Origin of the sequence: Streptomyces sp. NBC_01244 (assembly GCF_035987325.1) — a bacterium.
GTDB lineage: Bacteria > Actinomycetota > Actinomycetes > Streptomycetales > Streptomycetaceae > Streptomyces.
The window spans coordinates 98,702-121,711 of record NZ_CP108489.1; the positions used below are offsets into that span (position 1 = coordinate 98,702).

General features: G+C 72.6%; 22 protein-coding genes. 18 read left to right on the forward strand and 4 right to left on the reverse strand.

The window, feature by feature from the left end; genetic code table 11:
- Positions 1-43 precede the first annotated feature (43 nt).
- From OG247_RS42850 to OG247_RS42860, 3 genes are all read left to right on the forward strand, one after another.
- The gene (locus OG247_RS42850; RefSeq protein ID WP_327257920.1) at positions 44-1,636 is read left to right on the forward strand and encodes an acyl-CoA carboxylase subunit beta; all 1,593 of its coding nucleotides are present in this window, start codon (positions 44-46) and stop codon (positions 1,634-1,636) included.
- Positions 1,637-1,647: 11 nt separating this feature from the next.
- Positions 1,648-2,268, forward strand: a complete 621-nt coding sequence (locus tag OG247_RS42855; protein ID WP_327257921.1) for a ScbR family autoregulator-binding transcription factor — start codon at positions 1,648-1,650, stop codon at positions 2,266-2,268.
- A 470-nt stretch (positions 2,269-2,738) separates the two neighbouring features.
- Entirely contained in the window at positions 2,739-3,593 is an 855-nt protein-coding gene (locus tag OG247_RS42860) for an AfsR/SARP family transcriptional regulator (protein ID WP_327257922.1), read from the forward strand.
- A gap of 115 nt (positions 3,594-3,708) precedes the next feature.
- On the opposite strand, the gene OG247_RS42865 is transcribed toward OG247_RS42860, so the two are convergent.
- Together OG247_RS42865 and OG247_RS42870 are read right to left on the reverse strand one after the other, a co-directional pair.
- Complete coding sequence (locus OG247_RS42865; protein WP_327257923.1) at positions 3,709-4,602, reverse strand: AfsR/SARP family transcriptional regulator; 894 nt, start codon at positions 4,600-4,602, stop codon at positions 3,709-3,711.
- A gap of 242 nt (positions 4,603-4,844) precedes the next feature.
- A complete protein-coding gene (locus OG247_RS42870) occupies positions 4,845-5,042 on the reverse strand; it encodes a hypothetical protein (protein ID WP_327257924.1) in 198 nt (65 codons plus the stop codon).
- Positions 5,043-5,362: 320 nt separating this feature from the next.
- Here OG247_RS42870 and OG247_RS42875 point away from each other — a divergent pair, with 320 nt between their 5' ends.
- The 4 genes from OG247_RS42875 (at position 5,363) to OG247_RS42890 (ending at position 9,613) form a co-directional block, all read left to right on the forward strand.
- A complete protein-coding gene (locus OG247_RS42875; protein WP_327257925.1) occupies positions 5,363-6,184 on the forward strand; it encodes an AfsR/SARP family transcriptional regulator in 822 nt (273 codons plus the stop codon).
- A 95-nt stretch (positions 6,185-6,279) separates the two neighbouring features.
- Positions 6,280-7,074, forward strand: coding sequence for a thioesterase II family protein (locus tag OG247_RS42880; RefSeq protein WP_327257926.1), 795 nt, complete (start codon positions 6,280-6,282; stop codon positions 7,072-7,074).
- Complete coding sequence (locus OG247_RS42885) at positions 7,071-8,345, forward strand: beta-ketoacyl-[acyl-carrier-protein] synthase family protein (protein ID WP_327257927.1); 1,275 nt, start codon at positions 7,071-7,073, stop codon at positions 8,343-8,345. Before OG247_RS42880 ends, OG247_RS42885 begins: the two co-directional genes overlap by 4 nt.
- A gap of 14 nt (positions 8,346-8,359) precedes the next feature.
- A complete protein-coding gene (locus tag OG247_RS42890) occupies positions 8,360-9,613 on the forward strand; it encodes a ketosynthase chain-length factor (protein ID WP_327258061.1) in 1,254 nt (417 codons plus the stop codon).
- A 128-nt stretch (positions 9,614-9,741) separates the two neighbouring features.
- Here the strand turns inward: OG247_RS42890 and OG247_RS42895 are convergent, their stop codons facing one another.
- Positions 9,742-9,981 carry a DUF6059 family protein gene (locus OG247_RS42895; RefSeq protein WP_327257928.1) on the reverse strand — a complete coding sequence of 80 codons (240 nt, stop codon included), beginning with the start codon at positions 9,979-9,981 and terminating at the stop codon, positions 9,742-9,744.
- A gap of 633 nt (positions 9,982-10,614) precedes the next feature.
- Here OG247_RS42895 and OG247_RS42900 point away from each other — a divergent pair.
- From OG247_RS42900 to OG247_RS42925, 6 genes are all read left to right on the forward strand, one after another.
- Entirely contained in the window at positions 10,615-11,571 is a 957-nt protein-coding gene (locus tag OG247_RS42900; RefSeq protein WP_327257929.1) for an aromatase/cyclase, read from the forward strand.
- On the forward strand, positions 11,568-13,355 hold the full coding sequence (locus tag OG247_RS42905) for an acyl-CoA dehydrogenase (RefSeq protein WP_327257930.1): 1,788 nt from the start codon (positions 11,568-11,570) through the stop codon (positions 13,353-13,355). Before OG247_RS42900 ends, OG247_RS42905 begins: the two co-directional genes overlap by 4 nt.
- 207 nt (positions 13,356-13,562) lie before the next feature.
- Entirely contained in the window at positions 13,563-14,384 is an 822-nt protein-coding gene (locus OG247_RS42910) for a 4'-phosphopantetheinyl transferase family protein (RefSeq protein WP_327257931.1), read from the forward strand.
- A 192-nt stretch (positions 14,385-14,576) separates the two neighbouring features.
- Entirely contained in the window at positions 14,577-16,064 is a 1,488-nt protein-coding gene (locus tag OG247_RS42915; RefSeq protein WP_327257932.1) for a condensation domain-containing protein, read from the forward strand.
- Between the two features lie 34 nt (positions 16,065-16,098).
- Complete coding sequence (locus tag OG247_RS42920) at positions 16,099-16,257, forward strand: hypothetical protein (RefSeq protein WP_327257933.1); 159 nt, start codon at positions 16,099-16,101, stop codon at positions 16,255-16,257.
- Between the two features lie 300 nt (positions 16,258-16,557).
- Positions 16,558-16,977 (forward strand): pyridoxamine 5'-phosphate oxidase family protein, encoded by a 420-nt coding sequence (locus OG247_RS42925; RefSeq protein ID WP_327257934.1) that lies wholly within the window; start codon positions 16,558-16,560, stop codon positions 16,975-16,977.
- A gap of 91 nt (positions 16,978-17,068) precedes the next feature.
- Here the strand turns inward: OG247_RS42925 and OG247_RS42930 are convergent, their stop codons facing one another.
- Positions 17,069-17,539 (reverse strand): nuclear transport factor 2 family protein, encoded by a 471-nt coding sequence (locus OG247_RS42930; RefSeq protein ID WP_327257935.1) that lies wholly within the window; start codon positions 17,537-17,539, stop codon positions 17,069-17,071.
- A gap of 166 nt (positions 17,540-17,705) precedes the next feature.
- On the opposite strand from OG247_RS42930, the gene OG247_RS42935 reads away from it, so the two are divergent.
- The 5 genes from OG247_RS42935 to OG247_RS42955 all read left to right on the forward strand — a co-directional run bounded on the left by OG247_RS42935 (position 17,706) and on the right by OG247_RS42955 (position 22,987).
- Complete coding sequence (locus tag OG247_RS42935) at positions 17,706-19,178, forward strand: FAD-dependent monooxygenase (protein ID WP_327257936.1); 1,473 nt, start codon at positions 17,706-17,708, stop codon at positions 19,176-19,178.
- A gap of 50 nt (positions 19,179-19,228) precedes the next feature.
- Positions 19,229-19,927 carry an antibiotic biosynthesis monooxygenase family protein gene (locus OG247_RS42940; RefSeq protein WP_327257937.1) on the forward strand — a complete coding sequence of 233 codons (699 nt, stop codon included), beginning with the start codon at positions 19,229-19,231 and terminating at the stop codon, positions 19,925-19,927.
- A 254-nt stretch (positions 19,928-20,181) separates the two neighbouring features.
- Positions 20,182-20,511: a TcmI family type II polyketide cyclase gene (locus tag OG247_RS42945; RefSeq protein ID WP_327257938.1), complete on the forward strand. Its 330-nt coding sequence runs from the start codon at positions 20,182-20,184 to the stop codon at positions 20,509-20,511.
- Complete coding sequence (locus OG247_RS42950) at positions 20,508-21,779, forward strand: beta-ketoacyl-[acyl-carrier-protein] synthase family protein (RefSeq protein WP_327257939.1); 1,272 nt, start codon at positions 20,508-20,510, stop codon at positions 21,777-21,779. Before OG247_RS42945 ends, OG247_RS42950 begins: the two co-directional genes overlap by 4 nt.
- Positions 21,776-22,987 carry a ketosynthase chain-length factor gene (locus OG247_RS42955; RefSeq protein WP_327257940.1) on the forward strand — a complete coding sequence of 404 codons (1,212 nt, stop codon included), beginning with the start codon at positions 21,776-21,778 and terminating at the stop codon, positions 22,985-22,987. Before OG247_RS42950 ends, OG247_RS42955 begins: the two co-directional genes overlap by 4 nt.
- Positions 22,988-23,010 lie beyond the last annotated feature (23 nt).

The following is a 23,010-nucleotide window of genomic DNA, read 5'->3' on the forward strand; positions in this document are numbered from 1 at the left end:
CGATGGGATCGTCGATCGGGCCGCACCCTGGGAGGGACGTGTCGTGACCGTTGTGAATGACATTCCTCGGGCCTCTGCGGAGACGGCGGACGCTTACGGGCGTGTGGCCGAACTGCATGCGGTCCGTGCGCAGGCGCTCGCCGGACCGAGCGAAAGGGCGACCGAGGCGCAGCATGCCAAGGGCAAGCTGACCGCGCGTGAGCGGATCGCGTTGCTGCTCGACGAGGGCTCGTTCAGCGAGGTCGAGCAGCTGCGCCGGCACCGGGCGACCGGTTTCGGCCTGGAGGACAAGCGCCCGTACACCGATGGTGTCATCACCGGGTGGGGCACGGTCGAGGGCCGTACGGTCTTCGTGTACGCGCACGATTTCCGGATTTTCGGCGGGGCGCTGGGTGAGGCTCACGCGACGAAGATCCACAAGATCATGGACATGGCCATCTCGGCGGGTGCCCCGCTGGTCTCCCTCAACGACGGTGCGGGCGCTCGTATCCAGGAGGGTGTCTCGGCGCTGGCCGGGTACGGCGGGATCTTCCAGCGCAATACGAAGGCTTCGGGTGTCATCCCGCAGATCTCGGTGATGCTGGGGCCGTGCGCGGGCGGCGCGGCGTACTCGCCGGCGTTGACGGACTTCGTGTTCATGGTCCGGGAGACCTCGCAGATGTTCATCACCGGTCCGGACGTGGTCCGTGCGGTGACCGGTGAGGAGATCACCCAGAACGGCCTCGGCGGCGCGGACGTGCACGCCGGCACCTCGGGCGTGGCGCACTTCGCGTACGACGACGAGGAGACCTGCATCGCCGAGGTCCGCTACCTGCTCTCCATGCTTCCGCAGAACAACCGCGAGTACCCGCCGTGCGTGCCGTGCACGGATCCCCAGACCCGGCGCACCGAGGTGCTGCTGGACCTGGTTCCGGCCGATGGCAACCGCCCGTACGACATGGCCAAGGTGATCGAGGAGCTCGTCGACGACGGCGACTACCTGGAGGTCCACGAGCGCTGGGCGCGCAACATCATCTGTGCCCTGGGACGGCTGGGCGGCCAGGTGGTCGCCCTGGTGGCCAATCAGCCGCAGTCGCTGGCCGGCGTGCTCGACATCGAGGCCTCGGAGAAGGCGGCGCGCTTCGTCCAGATGTGCGACGCCTTCAACATCCCGATCATCACGTTGCTGGACGTGCCGGGCTTCTTGCCGGGTGTCGACCAGGAGCACGGCGGGATCATCCGCCACGGCGCGAAGCTGCTGTACGCGTACTGCAACGCGACCGTTCCGCGGATCTCGCTGATCCTGCGCAAGGCCTACGGCGGCGCGTACATCGTCATGGACTCCCAGTCCATCGGCGCCGACCTCACCTACGCCTGGCCCACCAACGAGATCGCGGTGATGGGCGCCGAGGGCGCGGCCAACGTCATCTTCCGCAGACAGATCGCCGACGCCGAGGACCCCGAGGCCATGCGCGAGCGGATGGTCAAGGAGTACAAGGCCGAGCTGATGCACCCGTACTACGCGGCCGAGCGCGGCCTCGTCGACGACGTCATCGACCCGGCCCAGACCCGCGAGGTCCTCATCAGCTCGCTGGCGATGCTCCGCAGCAAACACGCGGACCTGCCCTCCCGCAAACACGGAAATCCCCCGCAGTAACGGAGCAATCGATGGCCAAGCAGCAACGTGCGGTGCGTACGCGGGAGAGCCTGATCAGGTCCGCGGCCGAGATCTTCGACCGCGAGGGCTTCACGGTGGCGTCCCTCGCCATGATCAGCTCACAGGCCGGGGTGAGCAGCGGAGCACTGCACTTCCACTTCGCCAGCAAGGCCGCCCTGGCCGAGGCCGTGGAGAGCGCTGCGCTGGACCGGTTGCGGATCATCGCCGGGGTGGCGTCGCGGGAGGGGGCCGGCCGGCTCCAGTACCTGGTCGACGCGACCCACGGGCTCGCCCTGGGGCTGCGCGGGGACGTGGTGCTGCGGGCGGGGTTCGGGCTGTGCGGCGACGCGGCCCGCGGCACGCCGGACGGCCTGCGTGAGCACTGGCGGCGCTGGGTCGAGGAGGCCGTGGCGGAGGCCGAGAAGGCGGGGGAGCTGCGGCCGGGAGTGGCGCCGGAGGACGCCGTGATAGCGGTGGTGGCCGCGACCGCGGGCTTCGAAGTGCTCGGCTCCCGGGAGCAGGTCTGGCTCGCGCCGCACACGATCGCCCGGTTCTGGGAGCTGCTGCTGCCTGCGCTGGCGGCAGGGGACCGCCTCGCGGCCTTGGAACCGGAAGGATCATTCGGCGACTAGGAGAGACCGGGTGGTCTGTTTTTATTCGCATAGTGAAATCTTGGCCCCGGCTGCCCATGCACCGCATTTCTGCAGGTGAGAGCAGCTAAGGGCAGGTACGGCAGGCGGCCCCGGCCTCCTCGCGTCTTCGCGAGGAGGCCGGGGCCGTTTGCGTGCGCCGGCCGGGTGCGGTTTCGGTCATCTCGCCGCGACCCTCGTTCCCCGGTGTTCGGGTGGATCGGTGCGCCGACTCGCTTTGGGCAGGGGGCAATTGGCGTCCGGACGGAGCGGCTGGGGTGGTCGTGAAGCCAAAGAGTGGCTGAAAATAGACGGTCGGACCCTCTAGATGGGCGTCTGGGATTGACAAACCGACTGCGCTGTTTTGTTATCAAGGGGTCCGGTTGTCTGTGCACCCGGGCCCCGGCAGCGGGAAACGCGGAAAAAAAACGCGCAGGCCGCGAACCGGCCTCCAGGCTACATTTGGGGAGAACGTGGACATCGAAGTGCTTGGTGCGCTGTCTGTTCATGAGAACGGGGTGTCGATCACGCCGACGGCACCCAAGCCGCGACAGGTTCTGTCCCTGCTCGCGCTCCACGCCGACCAGGTGGTCTCCGTGGCCACCCTGATCGAGGAGTTGTGGGAGAAGAACCCGCCGCGCAGTGCGCGCACCACGTTGCAGACGTACGTCCTGCAACTGCGTGAGCTCATCAGCGTGGCACTGGCGTACGGCGAGAACGAGCGCTGCACTCCGAAGGACATCCTGGCCACCCTCCCCGGCGGCTACCGCCTGGAGACCCGTGGCGGAAGCGTCGACTACCGGGAGTTCGAGCGCAGGGCCGGTGCCGGCTACCGGGCGATGGACGCCGACGACTACCAGGGCGCGGCACGCCGGCTGGCGGACGCGCTCTCGCTGTGGACCGGGCCCGCGCTCACCGACGTACAGGCCGGAAGCCGCATCGAGACGGAGGTCAGGCGTCTGGAGGAGCTGCGCCTGTGCGCGCTCGACCAGCGCATCGAGGCGGATCTGCGCCTGGGCCGCCACCGCGAGCTGCTGTCGGAGCTGACCGTCCTGGTCAAGCAGTACCGCCTGCACGAAAGCCTGCACGGTCAGTTCATGCTCGCGCTGCACCGCTCGGGCCGACGCGGCGAGGCGCTCAACGTCTACCAGCGGCTGCGCGCCACGCTCGTCTCCGAGCTGGGCCTCGAGCCCTCGGCCGCGTTGAGCAGGCTGCAGCGCTCCATCCTGGTGGCGCACCCCGAGAGCGCGGCCCCGCCCAAGGCGCCTCTCCCGGCGACCGCTCCGGCGGGATCCGGCGGCGGGCGGCTCGTGGCGCGGACGACCTGACCGCCCGGGCCCCGCGGCAGCCGGCGCCGCGACCACTGAAGCCCTTCTCCAGGGCCCTCGTCCGAGGGTCGGGGAGAAGGGCTTCAGTGGTGTGTACGGGGCGCCGGAGGGGCCGTCAGCGGCTCGCCGCACGGTCCGCGGCCAGCCGCTCGAAGCGGTCGGTCAGTTCCCGCTGCTGCCGGCTCAGGACCTCGACCTGGTGGCGCAGCCGGGCCACCTCGGCACGCAGCGGGTGCATGCCCGCCGCCCCTTCCGTTCCTCCGGCCTCCAGGGGTGCCGGGTCCTGCCGGTGGCGGATCGACTCCATGTGCCCGCGCAGTACGGGCCCCGGCTCCACTCCGAGGTCCTGCGCGAGCCGGCGTCGCGCCCGGTCGTAGACGCCCAGCGCCTCGGCCTGGCGCCCGCCCTGGAACAGCGCGGTTATGAGCAGCTCGTAGAAGCGTTCGCGCAGCGGGTGAGAGGCCGTCAGCTCCGCCAGCTCGCCGGCGACCTCCCCGGCCCCGCCGGCCCGCAGGCAGGCGTCGTACAGCGTCTCCAGGGTGATCAGCCGGCTCTCCTCCAGCAGCGATGCCTCGGTCGAGCAGATGGTGCCGCGGCCCGCGCCCTCCAGGGCGGGGCCGCGCCACAGCGCCAGCGCCTCGCGCAGGACCCCGGCCGAACGGGCCGGGTCGGTGGCGGCCAGCGAGCGGCCCCGGGCTGTGAGGTGGTGGAAGCGCTGGGCGTCGGTGCCGGCCCGGCCCAGGCACAGGACGTAGCCCGGCGGGCGGGTCACCAGCCACTCGTGGTGGCTCCCGCCGGAACCAGGACCGGAACCGGAACCGGGTGCGGGGACGGGCAGCAGCCGGCGCAGCCGGGCGATATGGGTCTGGAGGGCATTGGCGGCGTTGGCGGGCGGATGTTCGCCCCACAATTCGTCGACGAGCCGGTCCGCGGAAACGACCTGGCCGGCCTTCACGGCGAGCGTCCCCAAAAGGGCGCGCTGCTTGGCGCCGGCCGGTGTGATCAACATATCGGCGCGCTCGCCCAAGACCTGGACGGGACCCAGGATCCGAAACTCCATCTCATCCTCGCACGGGGAGAGCCGGCACGTACGCGGCCGCAGATCCGTACTCGGCATTCACTCGGAAATGGCCGCGGATCCTTCCTTCCTTATCAGATCCTAGGCGCTTCCCGGTACCGGTGGAGGATTCATCGGCCGTACACGGGGATTCGTGGAGTATTCCTCGAGGGGGATTCAGGTGCCTCGCCGGTTCACGGCTGGTCGCCGCTCAGGTCCGGAAAGCCCACCTGCACGCCGCGCCGGTGCCAGGCGCTCAACAGCCGCAGCATGACCGTCGGATCGGGCAGGCCCTGCAGTCCGGGCGGGCCCGCGGCCTGGTCCCGGGCGATTCGGTTCAGCAACCCGCGGGTGAGCGGGTCGGCGCTGCGCTCCGTCGAATCCGTTGCCATGGCCGGAAACCTAGCAGCGCCGCCTAGAGCGCCGAAAGAGAACTCGGTCGGGCGATATGGACCTTTACGCGACACGTCGTCGGTGGTGACGAGGCATTGTCGGTGCGATGCCGGCCGCCTGTGCGCAGGGCCGGCGGCCGCTGTATTGGAAGAGCGCTCAAGACGCACTCAATTCCTGCATAGGACACGGTCGGGGAAGGATATGGTGCCCCTCGTCCGCCGTCGACGGCAAAGACAAGAAGGGCCAGAAGGCGACAGTATCGAAAAACTCGAACACCGGCTTGTTGCCGACGTCGGCCGGCAAGGCGCGGAGGGGAATCATGAAGATCAAGGTCCTGGGTCCGTTGAATGTCGAAGTCAACGGTATATCGGTCGTCCCGACTGCGGGCAAGCCGCGCCAGATCCTGGCGCTGCTCGCGCTCTACCCGGGCAGGGTGGTGCCCGTGCCCACCCTGATGGAAGAGATCTGGGGCACCCACCTGCCGCAGAGCGCGCTGACCACGCTTCAGACCTACATCCTCCAGCTGCGTCGCAGACTGGGCACCGCCATGGGCCCGGACGCGCCCGGCTCGGCCAAGGACGTGCTCGCCACCCGGTACGGCGGCTACCTGCTCCAGGTCCCGCCCGAAGCGGTCGACGTGCGCACGTACGAGCGCCTGGTGGCGGAAGGACAGCAGGCGTTCGAGGACGGCGAGGACGACCGGTTGGCCAAATGTCTGCGCGCCGCACTGGACCTGTGGGAGGGGCCCGCGCTGGTGGACGTGCGCGTCGGACCGATCCTCGACATCGAGGTGATGCGGCTGGAGGAGAGCCGGCTGGTGGCCCGCGAGCGCCGCATCGACGCCGACCTGAGGCTGGGCCGGCACATCGAACTCATCGCCGAACTCACCGACCTGATCGCCCGCCACCCCCAGCACGAGGGGCTGCACTCGCAGGCGATGGTCGCGCTCTACCGGTCGGGCCGGCAGGCCTCCGCGCTCGACGTCTACCGCCGGATGCGCCAGCGGCTGATCGACGAGCTCGGCGTGGAGCCCTCGCCGCAACTCCAGCGGCTGCACCAGGCGATGCTCGCCGTCGACCCGCGTCTGGACGTGGCCTGCGGGCCGCGGCGCAGCTCGACCTTCGATCTGTACGCAGCCTGAATCGAGTACCACTCAAGGCACACGGGTGACGCTCGGGCCGCGGCGGCGCCGAACGACGAACGTGCCCCGCACAGCTTCCCGGAGGAGGGCGACCGATGGCTTCGCTGACGGCGGTAGAGGGGGCGGTGGGGCGGCGGGTACGGCTCCACTGCCTTGCCCACGCGGGCGCGGGGGTGGCCAGCTACCGTCGCTGGCCCGTCGCGGCCGGACCGGGAGTGGACGTCGCGGCGCTGGTGCTGCCGGGCCGTGACGGCCGGCGGCGCGAGCCGCGCGTCACCGAGCGCGCAGACCTCCTGGCGGACCTGCTGCCCCCACTGCTGGAGGCGGCCCGGTCCGGACCGTACGCGCTGTACGGCCACAGCCTGGGCGCCCTGGTGGCGTACACGCTCACCCGGGCGCTCGCGGACGCCGGGGTGCCGGCGCCGCTGTTCCTCGCGGTGGGCGCCTGCCTGCCGCCGCACGCCAGCGCCGCCCTGGTGGCCGCGGCGGAACACCCCGACGAGCTGCTGCTGCCCCTCCTGGGCGACCTCGGCTCGCTGCCCAAGGGAGCCGCCGCCCACCCCGGCGGACTGTGGCACCGCAGCGTGCTGCCCGTCCTGCGCGACGACCTGCGCCTGGCCCGAGCACTGCGCCAGGCGGCCCTGGACCCCGTCACCGGGGGATCCGTGGACCTGCCCCTGCTCGTCTTCGCGGGCAGTGACGATCCGCTCGCCGTGCCCGCCGCCCTCGAGGAGTGGCGGCAGTGGACCACCGGGCCGATCACCGTACGCACCGTCGGCGGCGACCACTTCTTCGCGGGCGGGGACGTGCTGCCGGCCCTGGTCGGCGAGGCCTGCCGCGAGTACGAGGCGGCGGCGAGCGCCAGCGCCGGCGCGGGGGGTGTGCGGTGAAGCGCGTGGTCATCACGGGGGTCGGCGTGGTGGCCCCCGGAGCCGTCGGCACCGCCAACTTCTGGGCCCTGCTGACCTCGGGCCGTACCGCCACCCGGGGCGTCACCCTCTTCGACGCCGCCAGCTACCGCTCGCGGGTCGCCGCCGAGGTCGACTTCGATCCCGCCGCGCACGGCTTCACCCTCGCCGACACCGAACGCCTGGACCGGGCCGCCCAGTTCGCGCTGGTCAGCGCCCGCGAGGCGGTGGCCGACAGCGGCCTGCACTCCGTACTGGCCGCAGGGAACCGGCTGCGCACCGGGGTCAGCCTCGGCAACGCGGCAGGCTGCACCACCGGGCTCGCCACCCAGTACGCGCTGTTGAGCGACTTCGGCAGCACCTGGACCGTCGACCACTCCCGGGCCGCCGAGTGCCTCTACGACTACTTCGTGCCCAGCTCGCTGGCGGCCGCCGTGGCCCGGGACAGCGGGGCTCAGGGCCCGGTCAGCCTGATCTCCAGCGGCTGCACCTCGGGCCTGGACGCGATCGGGCACGCCGCCGAGCTGATCCGCGAGGGCAGCGCCGACGTGATGATCGCGGGCGGGGCGGAGGCGCCGATCTCCCCCATCGCCATGGCCTGCTTCGACCGCATCCGCCTCACCAGCCCCCGCAACGAGGACCCCGCCACCGCCTCGCGCCCCTTCGACCGCACCCGCGACGGCTTCGTGCTCGGCGAGGGCGCGGCCGTGGTGATCCTGGAGGAGCTGGAGCACGCGCGCCGCCGGGGCGCCCACGCGTACGCCGAGCTGTCCGGCTTCGCCTCGTACAGCAGTGCGCACCACATGACGGGGCTGCGGCCGGGCGGCCAGGAAATGGCCGACGCCATCCGGGCGGCCCTCGACGAGGCGCGGCTGAACCCGGTCGACGTGGACTACATCAACGCGCACGGGGCCGGCACCCTGCAGAACGACCGGCACGAGACGCACGCCTTCAAGCAGGGACTGGGCGACCACGCCCGGCGCGTCCCGGTCAGCTCCATCAAATCGATGATCGGACACGCGCTCGGCGCCGCCGGGGCCCTGGACGTGGCGGCCAGCGTGCTGGCCATCGAGCACAGTACGGTCCCGCCGACCGCCAACCTGCACGAGCCCGACCCGACCTGCGACCTGGACTACACACCGCTGTTCGCCCGCGAGCAGCGCACCAGTACGGTGCTCAGCGTCGCCAGCGGCTTCGGCGGCTTTCACGCCGCCACCGTGCTGACCCGGCCCCGGCTGCGGGAGACGGCATGAGCGGCGGCAACGGCATGAGCGGCAACGGCGCGGGTCGGGGCGTGCGCGGCCTGCCCGCGCCCCGGGCGCTGGTCACCGGCATCGGCGTGGCCGCGCCCAACGGGCTGGGTACCGAGGCCTGGTGGAGCGCCATGCTGGAGGGCCGCAGCGGCATCGGCCCGATCACCCGCTTCGACGCCTCCGGCTACCCCGTGCGGATCGCGGGCGAGATCCCCGGCTTCGTCGACGAGGATCACATCCCCAGCCGCCTGCTCCCCTCCACCGACCGGGTCACCCGCCTGAGCCTGGTCGCGGCCAAGGAGGCCCTGGAGGACTCGGGCGCCGACCCGGCCGCGCTGCCCGGCCACCGGGCGGGCGTGATGACGGCCAGCTCCGCGGGCGGCACCGAGTTCGGCCAGCGCGGGCTGGAGGCGCTGTGGGGCAAGGGTGCCCGGCACGTCAGCGCGTACCAGTCCTTCGCCTGGTTCCACGCGGCGGGAACCGCCGAGATCTCCATCCGGCACGTGCTGCGCGGCCCCGCCTCCACGGTGGTCACCGAGCAGGCGGGCGGGATCGACACGCTCGCCCGCGCCCGGCGCGAGATCCGCAAAGGCGTGGGCCTCATGGTGACGGGAGGCGTCGACTCGGTGCTGTGCCCCTGGGGCTGGGCCGCGCACCTGGCGGACGGCCGGCTGAGCACCGACCCCGATCCGGCGCGGGCCTACCGTCCCTTCGACGCGGAGGCCTGCGGCCACGTCGTCGGTGAGGGCGGCGCGCTGCTGGTGCTGGAGGACGCGGAGGCCGCCGCCGCGCGCGGCGTCGGCGGGTACGCCGTGGTGGCCGGATGCGCGGCGACCTTCGACGGCGGGCCCGGGGAGGAGCGGCTCAAGGAGGCGGCCGAACTCGCGCTGGCCGATGCCCGGGTGAGCCCGGACCAGGTGGACGTGGTGTTCGCCGACGGGGCCGGGGAGCGGGCCGCCGACCGGGCCGAGGCCGAGGCGCTGGCCGCGCTGTTCGGGCCGTACGGGGTGCCGGTGACCGCGCCCAAGTCGATGACGGGCCGGCTGGGCGCCGGGGGTTCCTCGCTGGACCTGGCGGCGGCGGCGCTCGCGCTGCGCGACAAGGTGGTGCCCCCGACCACCGGGACGCTGCGGATCGCCGCGGACTGCCCGCTGGATCTGGTGACGGGCGCGGCGCGGGAGCTGCCCGGGCTGCGGACCGTACTGGTGCTGGCGCGCGGGTGGGGCGGGTTCAACTCGGCCGCGGTGCTGCGGGCGGTCGATGCCTGAGCCGGCCGGCCGGCCGGCCCGCCGAACCGCGGACGGGGCCGGGACCCCGCGCCGGTACGCCGCCGCCCTTCGGGCGACGACGGCAGTGTGACGACGGGAATGTGACGACCGGACTGTGACGACGGGCCCTACGCCGGTCCGTCCGCACCGGCGGACCGGTTCAGCTCGCGCCGCAGCCGGTGCTCGAGCGGGGTCAGCGGCAGATCGGGCCGCATCCGGTCCGGGTGCCCCGGCGGGGGCGCGTCCCACACCGGGCCGGGGACCGGGCAGCCGTCCCTGCCGCTCCGTCCCACGGTGCCCAGCAGTCCGAGGACGATCAGCCCGTCCCACACGGCGCGCACGAACGTGTAAGGGGGCAGGGCGCGCATATCGCCTCCAGGACGTTCGGCCATCGGCCATCGGCCATCGGCCATCGGCCATCGGCCACCGGCGGGCGGCCGGCGGGTGGGCGGGGTGTGCGGTCACGATCCGCCCCCGTGGTCGAGAAGCCGGCGCGGACGGCCGGAGCACGGGTGGATCCCGGCTGCATGCCCCGGCGCGGTGCGGCGGAGGTCCACAGGATGCCCCTTGACGCCGGAGGCGTCGTCCGTGAGGGAGGCACCCCGCCCGACCTTCCGCCCGGAGGGTCTCGGTGGCCGGCTCGAGGGCGGCTCGAGCGGAGGGGGCCGGACCCTCGCGCGAAGCGGGCACAGATCCAAAAGGGGAGGCCGGGCCTTCGGATCGAGGCGGACGCAGCGGGTCGCTGGAGCCGCGCTCCAGTCAAGCCCGTGCGGTCTGCGAGCGGTTCCGGACAGTGTCGTGGGCACGGCCGTCAGCCCAGGGCCGCACGACAACGTCTGTCGGCGGCCCCCAGCGGCAGGCGGACGGGCCGGTGCGAGGGTCACCGGCGCAGTGGTGGCACCGTGCCGGGCGGGGGTCGAAGCCCCGCGGGTACGGCGGCGCCGCAGCCCGGACGCCGCCGGTCGGAGCCGGCCGGCGTACCAATGAGGAGGGTGTGGAAGATGTCGGATGCGCGTGTGCACCGCACGGTCCACGAAGTGATCGCGGCGGCCCCGGCCGGAGTGATGTACGGGCTGATCGCGGACGCCACCCGGTGGCCGTTATTCTTCCAGCCCTGTGTCCACGTCGAGCAGCTCGACTTCGACGGGACGCGGGAACGGCTGCAGATGTGGGTCACCGCGGGCGGGACCGTCAAGTCCTGGGTGACCAGCCGGCACCTGGACGTGGAGCGGCTGCGCGTGGAGTTCACCCACGACCTGCCCGCCGCGCCCACGCAGTCCATGAGCGGCGTGTGGACGGTGGTCCCGCTGGGTGACCACGCCGCCAAGGTGACCCTGGAGCACTCCTTCACCGTCGCCGGGGACGTTCCGGCGGACGTGGCCTGGGTCGAGCGGGTCACCCTCGAGAACAGCCGCGCCCAGCTGGACCGGCTGGCCGAACTCGCCGAGCGCTGGACGCGACTGGACGACCTGGTGTGGTCCTTCGAGGACACCGTACGGGTCAACGCCCCCAGCGAGCTGGTGTTCGACTTCCTGTACCGGGCGCGGGACTGGCCCGCCGAACTCCCGCACGTCAACCGGCTCGAGCTGGTCGAGAACGAGCCGGGCGTGCAGGTGATGTCCATGGGCAGCCTGTCCCTCAACGGCAGCTCCCACAGCACCGAATCGGTCCGCATCTGTTTCCCGGGCGCCCAGCGCATCTGCTACAAGCAGACCCTGACCTCGCCCCTGCTGACCGCGCACACCGGCGAGTGGTCGGTCGAGCCCGACGAGTCCGGGGTGATCCTGACGGCCCGGCACAACGTGCTGCTGTGCGAGGAGAACATCGAGAGCGTGCTGGGCGAGGGCACCGACGCGGTGGCCGCCGGCCGGCACCTGCGCGAGGCGATGGGCCAGGCAGGCCTGTCCGTACTGCGCCACGCCGCGCAGTACGCCATCGACTCGGTTCGCGTCCTGTGACCGCGGTCCAGGACACCACGGCCCCCGTACGGGAAACCCACGCCCCCGTACGGGACAGAAGTGAGGCGGCGCCCGCCGCGTCCGAGCGCGCCGCCCGGCTGGAGGCGGCCCTCGGGGACCCCCTCGACCCGGACAACCCGCACGGATACCTGGCGCTGCTGCGCGCCGACGAGGCCCGGGAGCTGCCGGCGGCCACCGAGGCGCTCCTCGCCGAGGCGGGTCTGGGCGCCGAGTTCGTCCCGTACGACCTCGGCGGCCGGCTCACCGACCTGGAGGAACTCACGCGGGTACTGCGCCCGTTGTTCCGCCGCGATCTCGCGCTCGGATACGGATTCGGCATCACCTCGCTCTTCGCCGCCTGCGCGGTGTGGACCGCGGGGGACGAACCGCAGCGCCGGGCGCTGGCCGCGCACCTCCTCAACGGGGGCCGGGTCACGATCGTGCACCGCGAGGTGGCGCACGCCAACGCGATCCTGCGCAACGAGGTCGAGGCGAGGCCCCGTCCGGACGGCGGCTGGGTGCTCAACGGGCACAAGGACGTGGTCATCAACGCCCACCGGGCCGAGGCCTTCGTCATGTACGCGCGCACCGCGCGCGAGGACGGACCGCGCAGCCACTCCGTGCTGCTGCTCGGCCCCGAGCCGCCCGCCTCCGGCGAGGTGCGCAGGCTGGGCAGGGTCGAGATGCCGGGCATGCGCGGCGCGCACTTCTCCGGACTCGAGTTCGCCGATGTGGCCGCGGAGCCCGAGGCGCTGGTCGGCGAGGTCGGCGAAGGGGTGTCGCTGGCGCTGCGCAGCTTCCAGATCAGCCACTGCCTGATTCCGGGCGTGGTGCTGGCCGGCGTGGACAGCGTGCTGCGCCAGGCCGTGCGCGCGGCCGTGGAGAACCGGCCCGACGGACTGCCCGCCCGCCGCTGGCAGAAGGTGCTCGCCGGGGTCTTCGCGGACCTGCTGGCCTGCGACAGCATGGCCGTCACCGGGCTGCGGGCGATGAGCCTGCTGCCGGAGGACGCGTACCTGCTGGCCGCCGCGGTCAAGTACACGATGCCCGACCTGCTGCGTGAGGACCTGGAGGAGCTGGCGACCGTGCTCGGCGCCCGCGGGTACGACCGCGGGCCGCTGTACGGCGGCTTCCAGAAGCTCGTACGGGACCTGCCGGTGGCCGGTCTCGGACACGCGGGGACGGCCGTGTGCCAGGCGGTGCTGGTGCCGCAGTTGCCGGCGCTGGCGCGCACGGCGTGGTTCCGTACACCGGAGCCGCCGGCGGGACTCTTCCAACCGGGGGCTCCGTTGCCCCCGTTCGACCACCGGCGCCTCGCGCACTCCGGTACGGACGACCTGCTGACGGCGACCCTGGTCGGCGCGGCGACCCGGCTCGCGAGGGGGCGCTCCGGGTACGCCGACGGGTCGCCGCACGCGGTGCTGGCGGGACTCTCGCAGACGTTCGTGGCGGAGCTGCGGGTGCTCAGGGCGCGGTGCGCCGCGTTGAGCGCGCCGGTCGGCGGCACCGGATTCGACGCGCAGGCCTGCGCGCTCGCCGACCGCTACGCACTGGTGCTCGCGGCGGCGGCCGTGCTCGGCGTGTGGGAGGGGCAGGCCGGGAGCGGATCGTTCCTGGAGGAGCCCGCCTGGGCCGTGCTCGCGCTGAGCCGGATCGCACGGCGGCTGGGGGCCGTGGTGCCGGACCTCCCCGACGGCGTGGTGGGCTCGGTGCTCGGTGAGGTGCTGGGGCGGTGCCGGGAAGGGCGCAGCCTCGACCTGTACGGGACCGCGCTGGCGGGCTGAGGCGTGCGGTGACCCAGGGCCCCTCGTCACCTTCCCGCCTGCCCTGCGGCCCTTCGGGCGACGACGGGAACGTGACGACGGGCCGTGGCCCGCCCGCCTTCCGGTCACGGCACCGCAGAGGTGTCGGGGCGGTGGACGAACGCCCCGGCCAGATCGCCGTCCGCCCCGCGGGACCGGGACGGACGGCACTACACGCAGGAGACGACGATGGACCAGGTGAGATGCGCCGCCCCCCTTCGTGTGCCGCGGCCGCACGGTCCGTGGCACGGGGTGAAGGAGAACCTGACCGGGCTCGGCAACGCGGTGGTCCACACGACCTGGAGCGAATGGCTGCCCAGCGTGCTGACCACACCCCGGCTGCGCGAACTGCTCGGGCCGGACTGGGACCGCTACCGGCGTACCACCGACGCCACCGTGCGCTACCGCTTCGCGGCCGCCCGGCTGCTCATCAAGTACACGGCGGCGGCGGCGCTCGGCATCCCGCCGGAGTACCTCGACCTCGCCTACCGGCTGGGCGGGCGCCCCTATCTGCGCGGCTTCGACCAGATCGAGCTGAGCCTGTCCCACACCGGCGACCTGATGGCCGTCGGGCTGAGCCGCACGGGCCGGATCGGGGTGGACGTGGAGCCGGCCAACCGCAACGTACGGCTGGAACTGCTGGAGGCGCAGATCCTGACCCCGGCGGAGATGACGGAGATCGCCGGGTTGCCGGAGGCGGAGCGGGTCCCGTACGCGCTGAAGCTGTGGACCCTCAAGGAGGCCTACAGCAAGGCGCTCGGGCAGGGACTGCGGCTGGGCTTCAAGGAGTTCGGCTTCCAGGAGTCCGGCTCGAGGGGCGCACGGCTGCACGCCCCGGACGGCAGCGCGGCGACCCGGGGTGAGTGGGGCTTCGCCACGCACCCGGTGATGGGCCGCTACCTGCTGAGCACGGCCTGCCACGACGCGGGGCTGTCCACCGCGAACGACACGTCGGTGGGGACCATGCTCGACCAGGGGTTCCTGTCGGCCATGAACCAGAGCGCGAGCTGACCTGGGCCCGGGTCCGGGCCTTGAGGCGTTCTGTGGCGGACTTCGAGCCGCGTCAGCGCACCGACAGGTCCCCGGCAGCGGGTTGCTCCACGGTGGGCCCGGGAGTACCGCGCCCTCGGGCGCCCCGCTCCCCGGGTCCTCCGGCGTTCCGGGCCCCGTACGGGATGAGCTGGACCGGAGGAGGGCGACCGCATGGCCAGGCAGAGCCGCCCGCGCAAGGGCCGGGGACGAGGCGGCCGCCAGGCGGACTCCGCCCTGCCGCTGACCTGGTGGCAGCACGACCTGCTGCTGGACTCACTGGAGCACCGCGGCACCGGCCGCCACGTCGAGCAGCTGTCCTGGCGCTGGTGCGGACCGCTGGACACCGAGCGGTTCACCGCGGCCTGGCAGTCCGTCACTGACCGGGAGACGGTGCTGCGCGCCGCCGTCGACTGGGAGCCGTGGCCGCGCGTGGTCCTGCACGACCGGGCCGCCGCCGAAGTCGTACGCCACCGGGCCGGCGGCGTGGACTGGGACGAGCTGGTGGAACGCGACCGGCTGCGCGGCTTCGACCTGCGCGGCCCCGGACCGCTGCGGGTCACCCTGGTCGACGACCCGGCGTCCGCCGCGCCCGCCACGCGCGTGCTGCTCACCTTCCACCACGCACTGCTCGACGACTGGAGCGTGTTCGTCCTCCTGGACGAGTTCTACCGGGCCTACCTGGCCGGCGGCGCGCTCCCCGGAGGGGAGCGGCGGCCCGACATCCGCGACTGGGCGGGCTGGCTGGAGCACCAGGACCCGGGCCCGGCACGGGACTTCTGGACCCGGACGGTACCCGAGGGCGCGCCCGCCGTGCTGCCCGCCGTGCCCGGCCCGGACACCCTGGAGAGCGGCTGCGGCCGCGCCGAGGCGCGCCTGTCGGCCCAGGAGGCCGAGCGGCTCCACCGCTGGGCCGCGGCCCTGGCGGTCCCCGATTCCAGTGCGCTGCAGGCGGTCTGGGCGCTGCTGCTGTACCGCGGCGCGGGCCGTAGCGGCCCCGCGCAGGTCGGATTCGGCGTCACCGTTTCGGGGCGCGGCATCGCCCTGGAGGCCGTCGAGCGGCTGCCCGCGCCGATGCGCAACTGCCTGCCGATGTCCGTCCAGGTCGATCCGGCGCACCGGCTGGGCCGGCTGCTGACGGCGCTGCGCGATCGCGCGCTGGACATGGCGGCCTACGAGTGGGTCTCCGCCGGGCAGATCCACGAGTGGACCGGCCGGGCCGCGGGCGGCGGGCCGCTGCTGGCGAGCCTGGTCGCCGTCGGGAGCGTGCCGCGCCCGCCGCGGGAGCTGCGCGCCGGGCTGGCCGAGCACGGCGTGCGGATCGAGCCGCTGTACGCGAGCGGCGCGCACACCGCCTTCCCCGTGGCCCTGCTCACGCACCGCGGCCCCGACGGCTCGCTGACGCTGACCGCGGCGCACGACCGGTCCCGGATGTCCGGAGCCGATGCGGGCCGCCTGGTGGGCCACTGCGCGCGGCTGCTGCGCGAACTGCCCGCCACCAGCGCCGAGACGACGCTCGCCCAGGTGCTCGCCGTCCTCGAAGGGGACGAGCCGCCGCGGATCGCCCAGCGGCGCGGCTCGGCCGCCCAGCGGGCGGCCCGGCTCCGCCTTCACTCGATCGGCGATCGACCCGGCGTCGAGCGGATCGCCAGCGGGTCTTGACACCGTGGGGCGACTCACCGTGAAGGAGCCGCCCATGTTCACCTACGACATCAGGCAAGATTTCCGCGAGGTCGAGATGTACTTCTTCGGCCTGGGCCCGGTGGGGGTAGCGCCGCCGCTGCGGCTGGCCGGAGCGGACGAGGACGACGCGGAGTTCCACGAGGAGTTCACCATCGTCCGCGGCATCGACTAACACCGTGCCGTACGGGAACCCACCGGTCGACCGGCTTGCCGGCCCTGTCTCCACTCCGCTCTCCACCCACCTCTCCGCTCACCTGGCCACGCGCGTCGCGCGGCTGCGCCGTGTGGTCTGGCTCGCCGTACGCGGTGCGGATCCGGCCGTCGGCCGCCCCGCCTGCCCGGCCCCCCGGGTGACCCATGGCGGAAACCAGCCGGTTCCGAGCGGAACCCGACCCGGCGGATAGCGCGGCTCCGGCCCCGGCCGCCGGCCCGCCCCCGCTCACGCCCCAGAGAAAGAAGAAGGAGTCACCCGATGTCGCTGTCGAAGCAGCGCGCCGGCGCACCGCAGGTCTCGTCCTCGGTCGAGGCGTTCCTCAACGACCCCGAGCACGTGGGCGTGCTCACCACCGTCAGGCCCGACGGGACCCTGCACACGGCGCCCGTACGGTTCACCTGGGACGGGACGGCCGGCCTGGTCCGGGTCCTGACCGTCGCCTCCTCGCGCAAGGCGCGCAACCTGCTGACCGGGCCCGGCGGCCGGGTGGCGATCTGCCAGGTGCAGGGCTTCGCCTGGGTCACGCTGGAAGGCGCCGGCACGGTGGTGCGCGAGCCCGGGCGGGTGGCCGAGGGAGTCAAGCGGTACGCCAGGCGGTACTGGTCGGCGCCGCCGAACCCGCCCGGCCGGGTGGTCATCGAGATCGAGGTCGACCGGGTGCTGACCCTCAACACCTGAGCGATGCCCGGGCACCACAGCGGCCCCGGCACCCGAGCGCGCGGCGGCAACCTTCCCGGCTGCGCCGCGCGCTCACCCGTACCGCGCGCGCCTACGCGGCCGGCGGGGGAGTGCCGTCCGCCCACAGCAGGCGGAAGGACAGCAGGGTCAGCCGCCACCCGGCGGGGGTGCGCAGGGCCTCGCCGTCGACGAAGGTGCCGGTGGTGAACAGCCGCGCGAGCACGCCCTGCGGCGGGACGTGGCGCGGGTGGTGCACCTGCGTGGAGATCAGGTTGGCGCGCAGGGTGGCCCGGTCCCCGTCCAGGACGACCACGGCCGGGGAGCCCAGGTGCTGGGTGGCGGCGAAGGCCGACAGGGCCTTGCGGTGGAACTCGGCCATGCCCGCGGTGCCCTCGTGCCGGCTCATCGGCGGGAAGGCCACCACCGCGTCCGGGGCGAACAGCTCCGCCGCCCAGGCGTCGTCGAGCTCTTCGTCGTCGAGGGAGACCAGATAGCGGTTCAAAAGGCCCGCCACAAGAAGGCTTGCGGTGCCGGATTCTTCGAGGATTTCGGTGGAGGTCATCCTTGAGAATGCGCCTGTCCCGGCCCGTCCGGGCAATCCCGCCTGACAAAGATCTGACATTGCCGACGCTCTTCTGTCATTGATTGTCGAAGGTCTGTATCAATCTCTCTTTACGCCCCGCCCGAGCCCTCTCGATACTGGCCGAACACCAGTGGGAAGAGGCGGGATGAGCACCTTTGATGTAGATGCCATTGTTGTGGGAGCCGGTCCGACCGGACTCATGCTCGCGGGCGAATTGAGGCTCAATGGAGTCTCGGTGATAGTCCTTGACAAACTGGCCGAGCCGATCAAGGAATCCCGGGCGCTCGGCTTTTCTGCCCGGACCATCGAGGAATTCGCCCAGCGCGGCCTGATCGCCCGATTCGGAGAGGTCGGCGTCATTCCGTTCGGCCACTTCGGCGGCGTCCCGCTCGACTACCAGGTGATCGAAGGCGGCTCGTACGGCGCCCGCGGCATCCCGCAGGCCCGTACCGAGGGAGTCCTCGGCGGCTGGGCGCGCGAACTGGGCGCCGAGATCCGCCGCGGCGTCGAGGTCACCGGCCTGGTCCAGGACGACGAGGGCGTGACGGTCACCGCGCTCGGCCCGGACGGCGGCCTCACCCTGCGCGCCCGCCACGTGGTGGGCTGCGACGGCGCCCGCAGCATCGTGCGCAAGCTCGCCGGCATCGACTTCCCCGGCACCGAGCCGACCCTCGAGCTGCGCTTCGCGGACGTGGCCGGCGTACAGCTGCGCCCGCGCTTCAGCGGCGAGCGCGTCCCCGGCGGCATGGTGATGGTCATCCCCATGGGCCCGGACCGCAGCCGCGTCATCTACTTCGACAGCGCCGAGCCGCTGCGCAAGGGCCCCGGGGCGATCACCTTCGACGAGGTGGTCGCATCCTGGCAGCGCCTGACGGGCGAGGACATCAGCGGGGCCACGCCGCTGTGGGTCAGCTCCACCACCGACAACAGCCGCCAGGCCGCCGAGTACCGGCGCGGCAGGGTCTTCCTCGCCGGTGACGCCGCGCACATCCACCTGCCCATCGGCGCGCAGGGTATGAGCGCCGGCGTCCAGGACGCGGTGAACCTCGGCTGGAAGCTCGCCCTGGACATCCAGGGCCGGGCGCCCGAGGGCCTGCTCGACACCTACCACGCCGAGCGGCACCCGGTCGGTGCCCGGATCCTGACCAACACGCTCGCCCAGCGCATCCTCTACCTCGGCGGCGAGGACATCACCCCGATGCGCGAGGTCTTCGCCGAGCTGGTCAACAACCACGAATCGGTCCGCCGCCACCTCGTCGGCATGGTCACCGGCCTCGACATCCGCCACGACGTCGGCGCGGGCGACCACCCGCTGCTCGGCCGGCGCCTGCCCGACCGGGAGCTCGTCGTCGACGGCGAGAAGACCTCCGTCTTCGCGCTGCTGAACGCCGGACGCGCCGTGCTCCTCGAGATCGGCGGCGACCACGGCCTGCGCGAGGCGGCCGCCGGCTGGGCCGACCGCGTCGAAGTGGTCCGCGCCGACCAGCCCGAATGCGACGCCCCGGTGGACGGCATCCTCGTCCGCCCCGACGGCTACGTCGCCTGGCTCGCGCCCGCGGGCGCCGGCCCCGAAGGCTTCACCGACGCACTCACGCGCTGGTTCGGCCCCGCCAACTGAGCGCCGTTCCGTCCCGCTCCGTCCGTACTCTCCACAGGAAGCGAACAAAAATGGCCTTCATCTCCCTCGAGGACAAGCACCTGACGGTCCTCAACCTCTTCACCACCGACGCGCCTGAGAATCAGGACCGCCTGGTCGAGGAGATGACGAAGATCGTCGACGCGGCGACGTACGAGGGCTGGATGAACAGCACCGTGCACGCGGGTGTCGACAGCCTGGGCACCTGCAACTTCATCCAGTGGCGCAGCGGCGAGGACCTGGAGCGGCGCTACGAGGGCGAGGAGTTCAAGCACCGCACCCTCCCCGTCTTCGGCGAGATCACCACCTCGATCAAGCTGCTCCAGAACGAGGTCGCCTACACGGTGACCTCGGACGCCCTCGCCGGCAAGGTCGAGATCGGCCCGCACCGCGACGACTACACCGTCCTCGGCGTCTTCTCCGTGACCGACGACGGCCAGGACGAGGCCATCGACGCCCTCGGCAAGGGCCAGGAGTTCCTGGCCGAGATCCCCGGCTTCCGCTCGCACGTGGTCCTCAAGGGCCTGCGCGCCCGCGGCCTGGACGGCAAGTTCGTCGTCTCCTACGCGCAGTGGGACAGCAAGGAGTCCTACGAGGCCTACCGCGACCAGGCCTCCGAGCAGCAGTCCGCCGCGCGCGAGAAGGCCCAGAACCGGGTCTCCGCCGTCTCCGCCGGTGACCCGTACATCAACACGTACACCGTGGTGCACTCCCGCTCCGCCAGCGAGTGAATCGTCGCGCTCCCCACGGCACGACGGGACCGTAATGCCCCGGACGCCCGGCACCCCGCTCGGGGAGCCGGGCGTCCCGTGTACGTGCCCCCATCCATGAGAAGGCGCGCGGCGCACCCGCTCCGGCGGAATTCGAGAATCCCCCGTGCGGCGCGCTATCGCCAGGCGGGACCGTCGAGTCGGTAGCGAATTCAGGCCATGCAGGCCGCGCCCGCACCGCGCTCTCCCGCGCACACGCTGAGGAGCCAAACCGTATGCACAGCACGTTGATTGTCGCCCGGATGGCAGCAGCCTCGTCCGCCGATGTGGCAAAACTGTTCTCCGAATTCGACGCGACGGACATGCCCCAGCGCATGGGAACGCGGCGCCGCCAGTTGTTCTCGTACCGGGGCCTGTACTTCCACCTCCAGGACTTCGACGAGGACAACGGAGGCGAGCTGATCGAGCAGGCGAAGAGCGACCCGCGCTTCGTCGGGATCAGCGAGGACCTCAAGCCCTTCATCGAGGCCTACGACCCCAAGACCTGGCGCTCACCGGCCGACGCGATGGCCGCACGCTTCTACAACTGGGAGGCGTCCGCGTGACCCGCCGACGCGTCGTCATCACCGGAATCGAGGTGATCGCCCCCGGTGGTGTCGGCAAGGAGAAGTTCTGGAACCTGCTGAGCGAGGGCCGCACCGCCACCCGGGGGATCACCTTCTTCGACCCCGCGCCCTTCCGTTCCCGGGTGGCCGCCGAGATCGACTTCGATCCGTACGCGCACGGGCTGAACCCGCAGGAGGTGCGCCGCCTGGACCGGGCCGCGCAGTTCGCGGTGGTCGCCGCGCGCGGCGCGGTCGCCGACAGCGGCATCGAGCTGGGCGGGCTGGACCCGCACCGCATCGGCGTCACCGTGGGCTCCGCGGTCGGTGCCACGATGGGCCTCGACGAGGAGTACCGGGTCGTCAGCGACGGCGGCCGGCTCGACCTGGTCGACCACACCTACGCGGTCCCGCACCTCTACAACCACATGGTGCCGAGCTCCTTCGCCTCCGAGGTCGCCTGGGCCGTGGGCGCCGAAGGCCCCTCCACCGTGGTCTCCACCGGCTGCACCTCCGGCCTCGACTCGGTCGGCTACGCCGTCGAGCTGGTCCGCGAGGGCTCGGCGGACGTGGTGATCGCCGGCTCCTCGGACGCCCCGATCTCCCCGATCACCATGGCCTGCTTCGACGCCATCAAGGCCACCACCCCCCGCCACGACGATCCGCAGCGCGCCTCGCGTCCCTTCGACGGCACCCGCAACGGGTTCGTGCTGGGCGAGGGCACCGCGTTCTTCGTGCTGGAGGAGCTGGAGAGCGCCAAGAAGCGCGGCGCGCACATCTACGCCGAGATCGCCGGCTACGCCACGCGCTCCAACGCGTACCACATGACGGGCCTGCGCCCCGATGGCCTGGAGATGTCCGAGGCCATCAACATCGCCCTCGGCGAGGCCCGCATGAACCCCGATGCGATCGACTACATCAACGCGCACGGCTCGGGCACCAAGCAGAACGACCGGCACGAGACGGCCGCCTTCAAGCGCAGCCTCGGCGACCACGCCTACCGGACGCCGGTCAGCTCCATCAAGTCGATGGTCGGGCACTCGCTCGGCGCGATCGGCTCCATCGAGATCGCCGCGTCCGCCCTGGCCATGGAGTACGACGTCGTACCCCCCACGGCCAACCTGACGACGCCCGACCCCGAGTGCGACCTCGACTACGTCCCGGTTACCGCGCGCGACCAGCTGGTCGACGCGGTCCTCACGGTCGGCAGCGGATTCGGCGGCTTCCAGAGCGCCATGGTGCTGGCCAGCCCCGATAGGAGCCTCGTATGACGTCGGTGGTGGTCACCGGCCTCGGCATCGCCTCGCCCAACGGGCTGGGCGCCGAGGACTACTGGTCGGCGACTCTGGGCGGAAAGAGCGGCATCGGCCGGATCACCCGCTTCGACCCGTCGAGTTACCCCGCCCGCCTGGCGGGTGAGGTCCCCGGCTTCGTCGCCGAGGACCACCTGCCCTCGCGCATCCTGCCGCAGACCGACCGGGTCACCCGGCTCGCGCTGGTGGCCACGGACTGGGCGCTGCAGGACGCGGGCGTCGACCCCGAGGCGATGTCCGAGTTCGACATGGGCGTCATCACGGCCTCGGCCGCGGGCGGCTTCGAGTTCGGGCAGGGCGAGCTGCAGAACCTGTGGGGCCGGGGCAGCCAGTACGTCTCGGCGTACCAGTCCTTCGCCTGGTTCTACGCCGTCAACAGCGGCCAGATCTCGATCCGCAACGGCATGAAGGGCCCGGCCGGCGTCGTGGTCAGCGAGGGAGCCGGCGGCCTCGACGCCGTCGCCCACGCCCGCCGCCAGATCCGCAAGGGCACCGCGCTCATCGTCACCGGAGCCGTCGACGCCTCCATCTGCCCGTGGGGCTGGGTGGCCCAGCTGTCCACCGGCAAGCTGTCCACCAGCGACGAGCCCGCCCGCGCCTACCTGCCCTTCGACCGCGACGCCCGCGGCTTCGTGCCCGGCGAGGGCGGCGCGATCCTCATCACCGAGGACGCCGACGCGGCGCGCGCCCGCGGAGCCCGCATCTACGGCGAGATCGCCGGCCACGGCTCGACGATGGACCCCAGGCCCGGCAGCGGCCGCGAGCCGGGCCTGCGCAAGGCCATCCAGCTCGCCCTCGCCGACGCGGGCGTCGACGCGGGCGACATCGACGTCGTCTTCGCCGACGGCGCCGGTGACCCCACGCTGGACCGCATCGAGGCCGAGGCGATCAGCGCCGTCTTCGGAGTCCGGGCCGTCCCGGTGACCGTGCCCAAGACGATGACCGGACGCCTGTACTCGGGCGCGGCCCCGCTCGACCTGGCCGCCGCGTTCTTCGCCATCCGAGACGGGGTCATCCCGCCCACCGTGCACGTCGACCCGTGCCCGGACTACCAGCTCGACCTGGTCCTGGGCCAGCCGCGCCCGGCACCGGTGCGCACCGCGCTGGTCCTGGCCCGCGGCAGTGGCGGGTTCAACTCCGCCATGGTCGTGCGCGCCGCCGAGTAGGGCGGCGTCGTCCGCACGTACGC

Bases quoted from the DNA above. Each gene is read 5' to 3' on its own strand.
- OG247_RS42945 (WP_327257938.1), top strand. From the start codon at position 20,182: ATGCACAGCACGTTGATTGTCGCCCGGATGGCAGCAGCCTCGTCCGCC.
- OG247_RS42940 (WP_327257937.1), top strand. From the start codon at position 19,229: ATGGCCTTCATCTCCCTCGAGGACAAGCACCTGACGGTCCTCAACCTC.
- OG247_RS42955 (WP_327257940.1), top strand. From the start codon at position 21,776: ATGACGTCGGTGGTGGTCACCGGCCTCGGCATCGCCTCGCCCAACGGG.
- OG247_RS42880 (WP_327257926.1), top strand. From the start codon at position 6,280: ATGGCTTCGCTGACGGCGGTAGAGGGGGCGGTGGGGCGGCGGGTACGG.
- OG247_RS42890 (WP_327258061.1), top strand. From the start codon at position 8,360: ATGAGCGGCAACGGCGCGGGTCGGGGCGTGCGCGGCCTGCCCGCGCCC.
- OG247_RS42865 (WP_327257923.1), bottom strand. From the start codon at position 4,602: ATGTTGATCACACCGGCCGGCGCCAAGCAGCGCGCCCTTTTGGGGACG.
- OG247_RS42855 (WP_327257921.1), top strand. From the start codon at position 1,648: ATGGCCAAGCAGCAACGTGCGGTGCGTACGCGGGAGAGCCTGATCAGG.
- OG247_RS42925 (WP_327257934.1), top strand. From the start codon at position 16,558: ATGTCGCTGTCGAAGCAGCGCGCCGGCGCACCGCAGGTCTCGTCCTCG.
- OG247_RS42895 (WP_327257928.1), bottom strand. From the start codon at position 9,981: ATGCGCGCCCTGCCCCCTTACACGTTCGTGCGCGCCGTGTGGGACGGG.
- OG247_RS42915 (WP_327257932.1), top strand. From the start codon at position 14,577: ATGGCCAGGCAGAGCCGCCCGCGCAAGGGCCGGGGACGAGGCGGCCGC.
- OG247_RS42910 (WP_327257931.1), top strand. From the start codon at position 13,563: ATGGACCAGGTGAGATGCGCCGCCCCCCTTCGTGTGCCGCGGCCGCAC.
- OG247_RS42935 (WP_327257936.1), top strand. From the start codon at position 17,706: ATGAGCACCTTTGATGTAGATGCCATTGTTGTGGGAGCCGGTCCGACC.
- OG247_RS42920 (WP_327257933.1), top strand. From the start codon at position 16,099: ATGTTCACCTACGACATCAGGCAAGATTTCCGCGAGGTCGAGATGTAC.
- OG247_RS42875 (WP_327257925.1), top strand. From the start codon at position 5,363: ATGAAGATCAAGGTCCTGGGTCCGTTGAATGTCGAAGTCAACGGTATA.
- OG247_RS42900 (WP_327257929.1), top strand. From the start codon at position 10,615: ATGTCGGATGCGCGTGTGCACCGCACGGTCCACGAAGTGATCGCGGCG.
- OG247_RS42930 (WP_327257935.1), bottom strand. From the start codon at position 17,539: ATGACCTCCACCGAAATCCTCGAAGAATCCGGCACCGCAAGCCTTCTT.
- OG247_RS42870 (WP_327257924.1), bottom strand. From the start codon at position 5,042: ATGGCAACGGATTCGACGGAGCGCAGCGCCGACCCGCTCACCCGCGGG.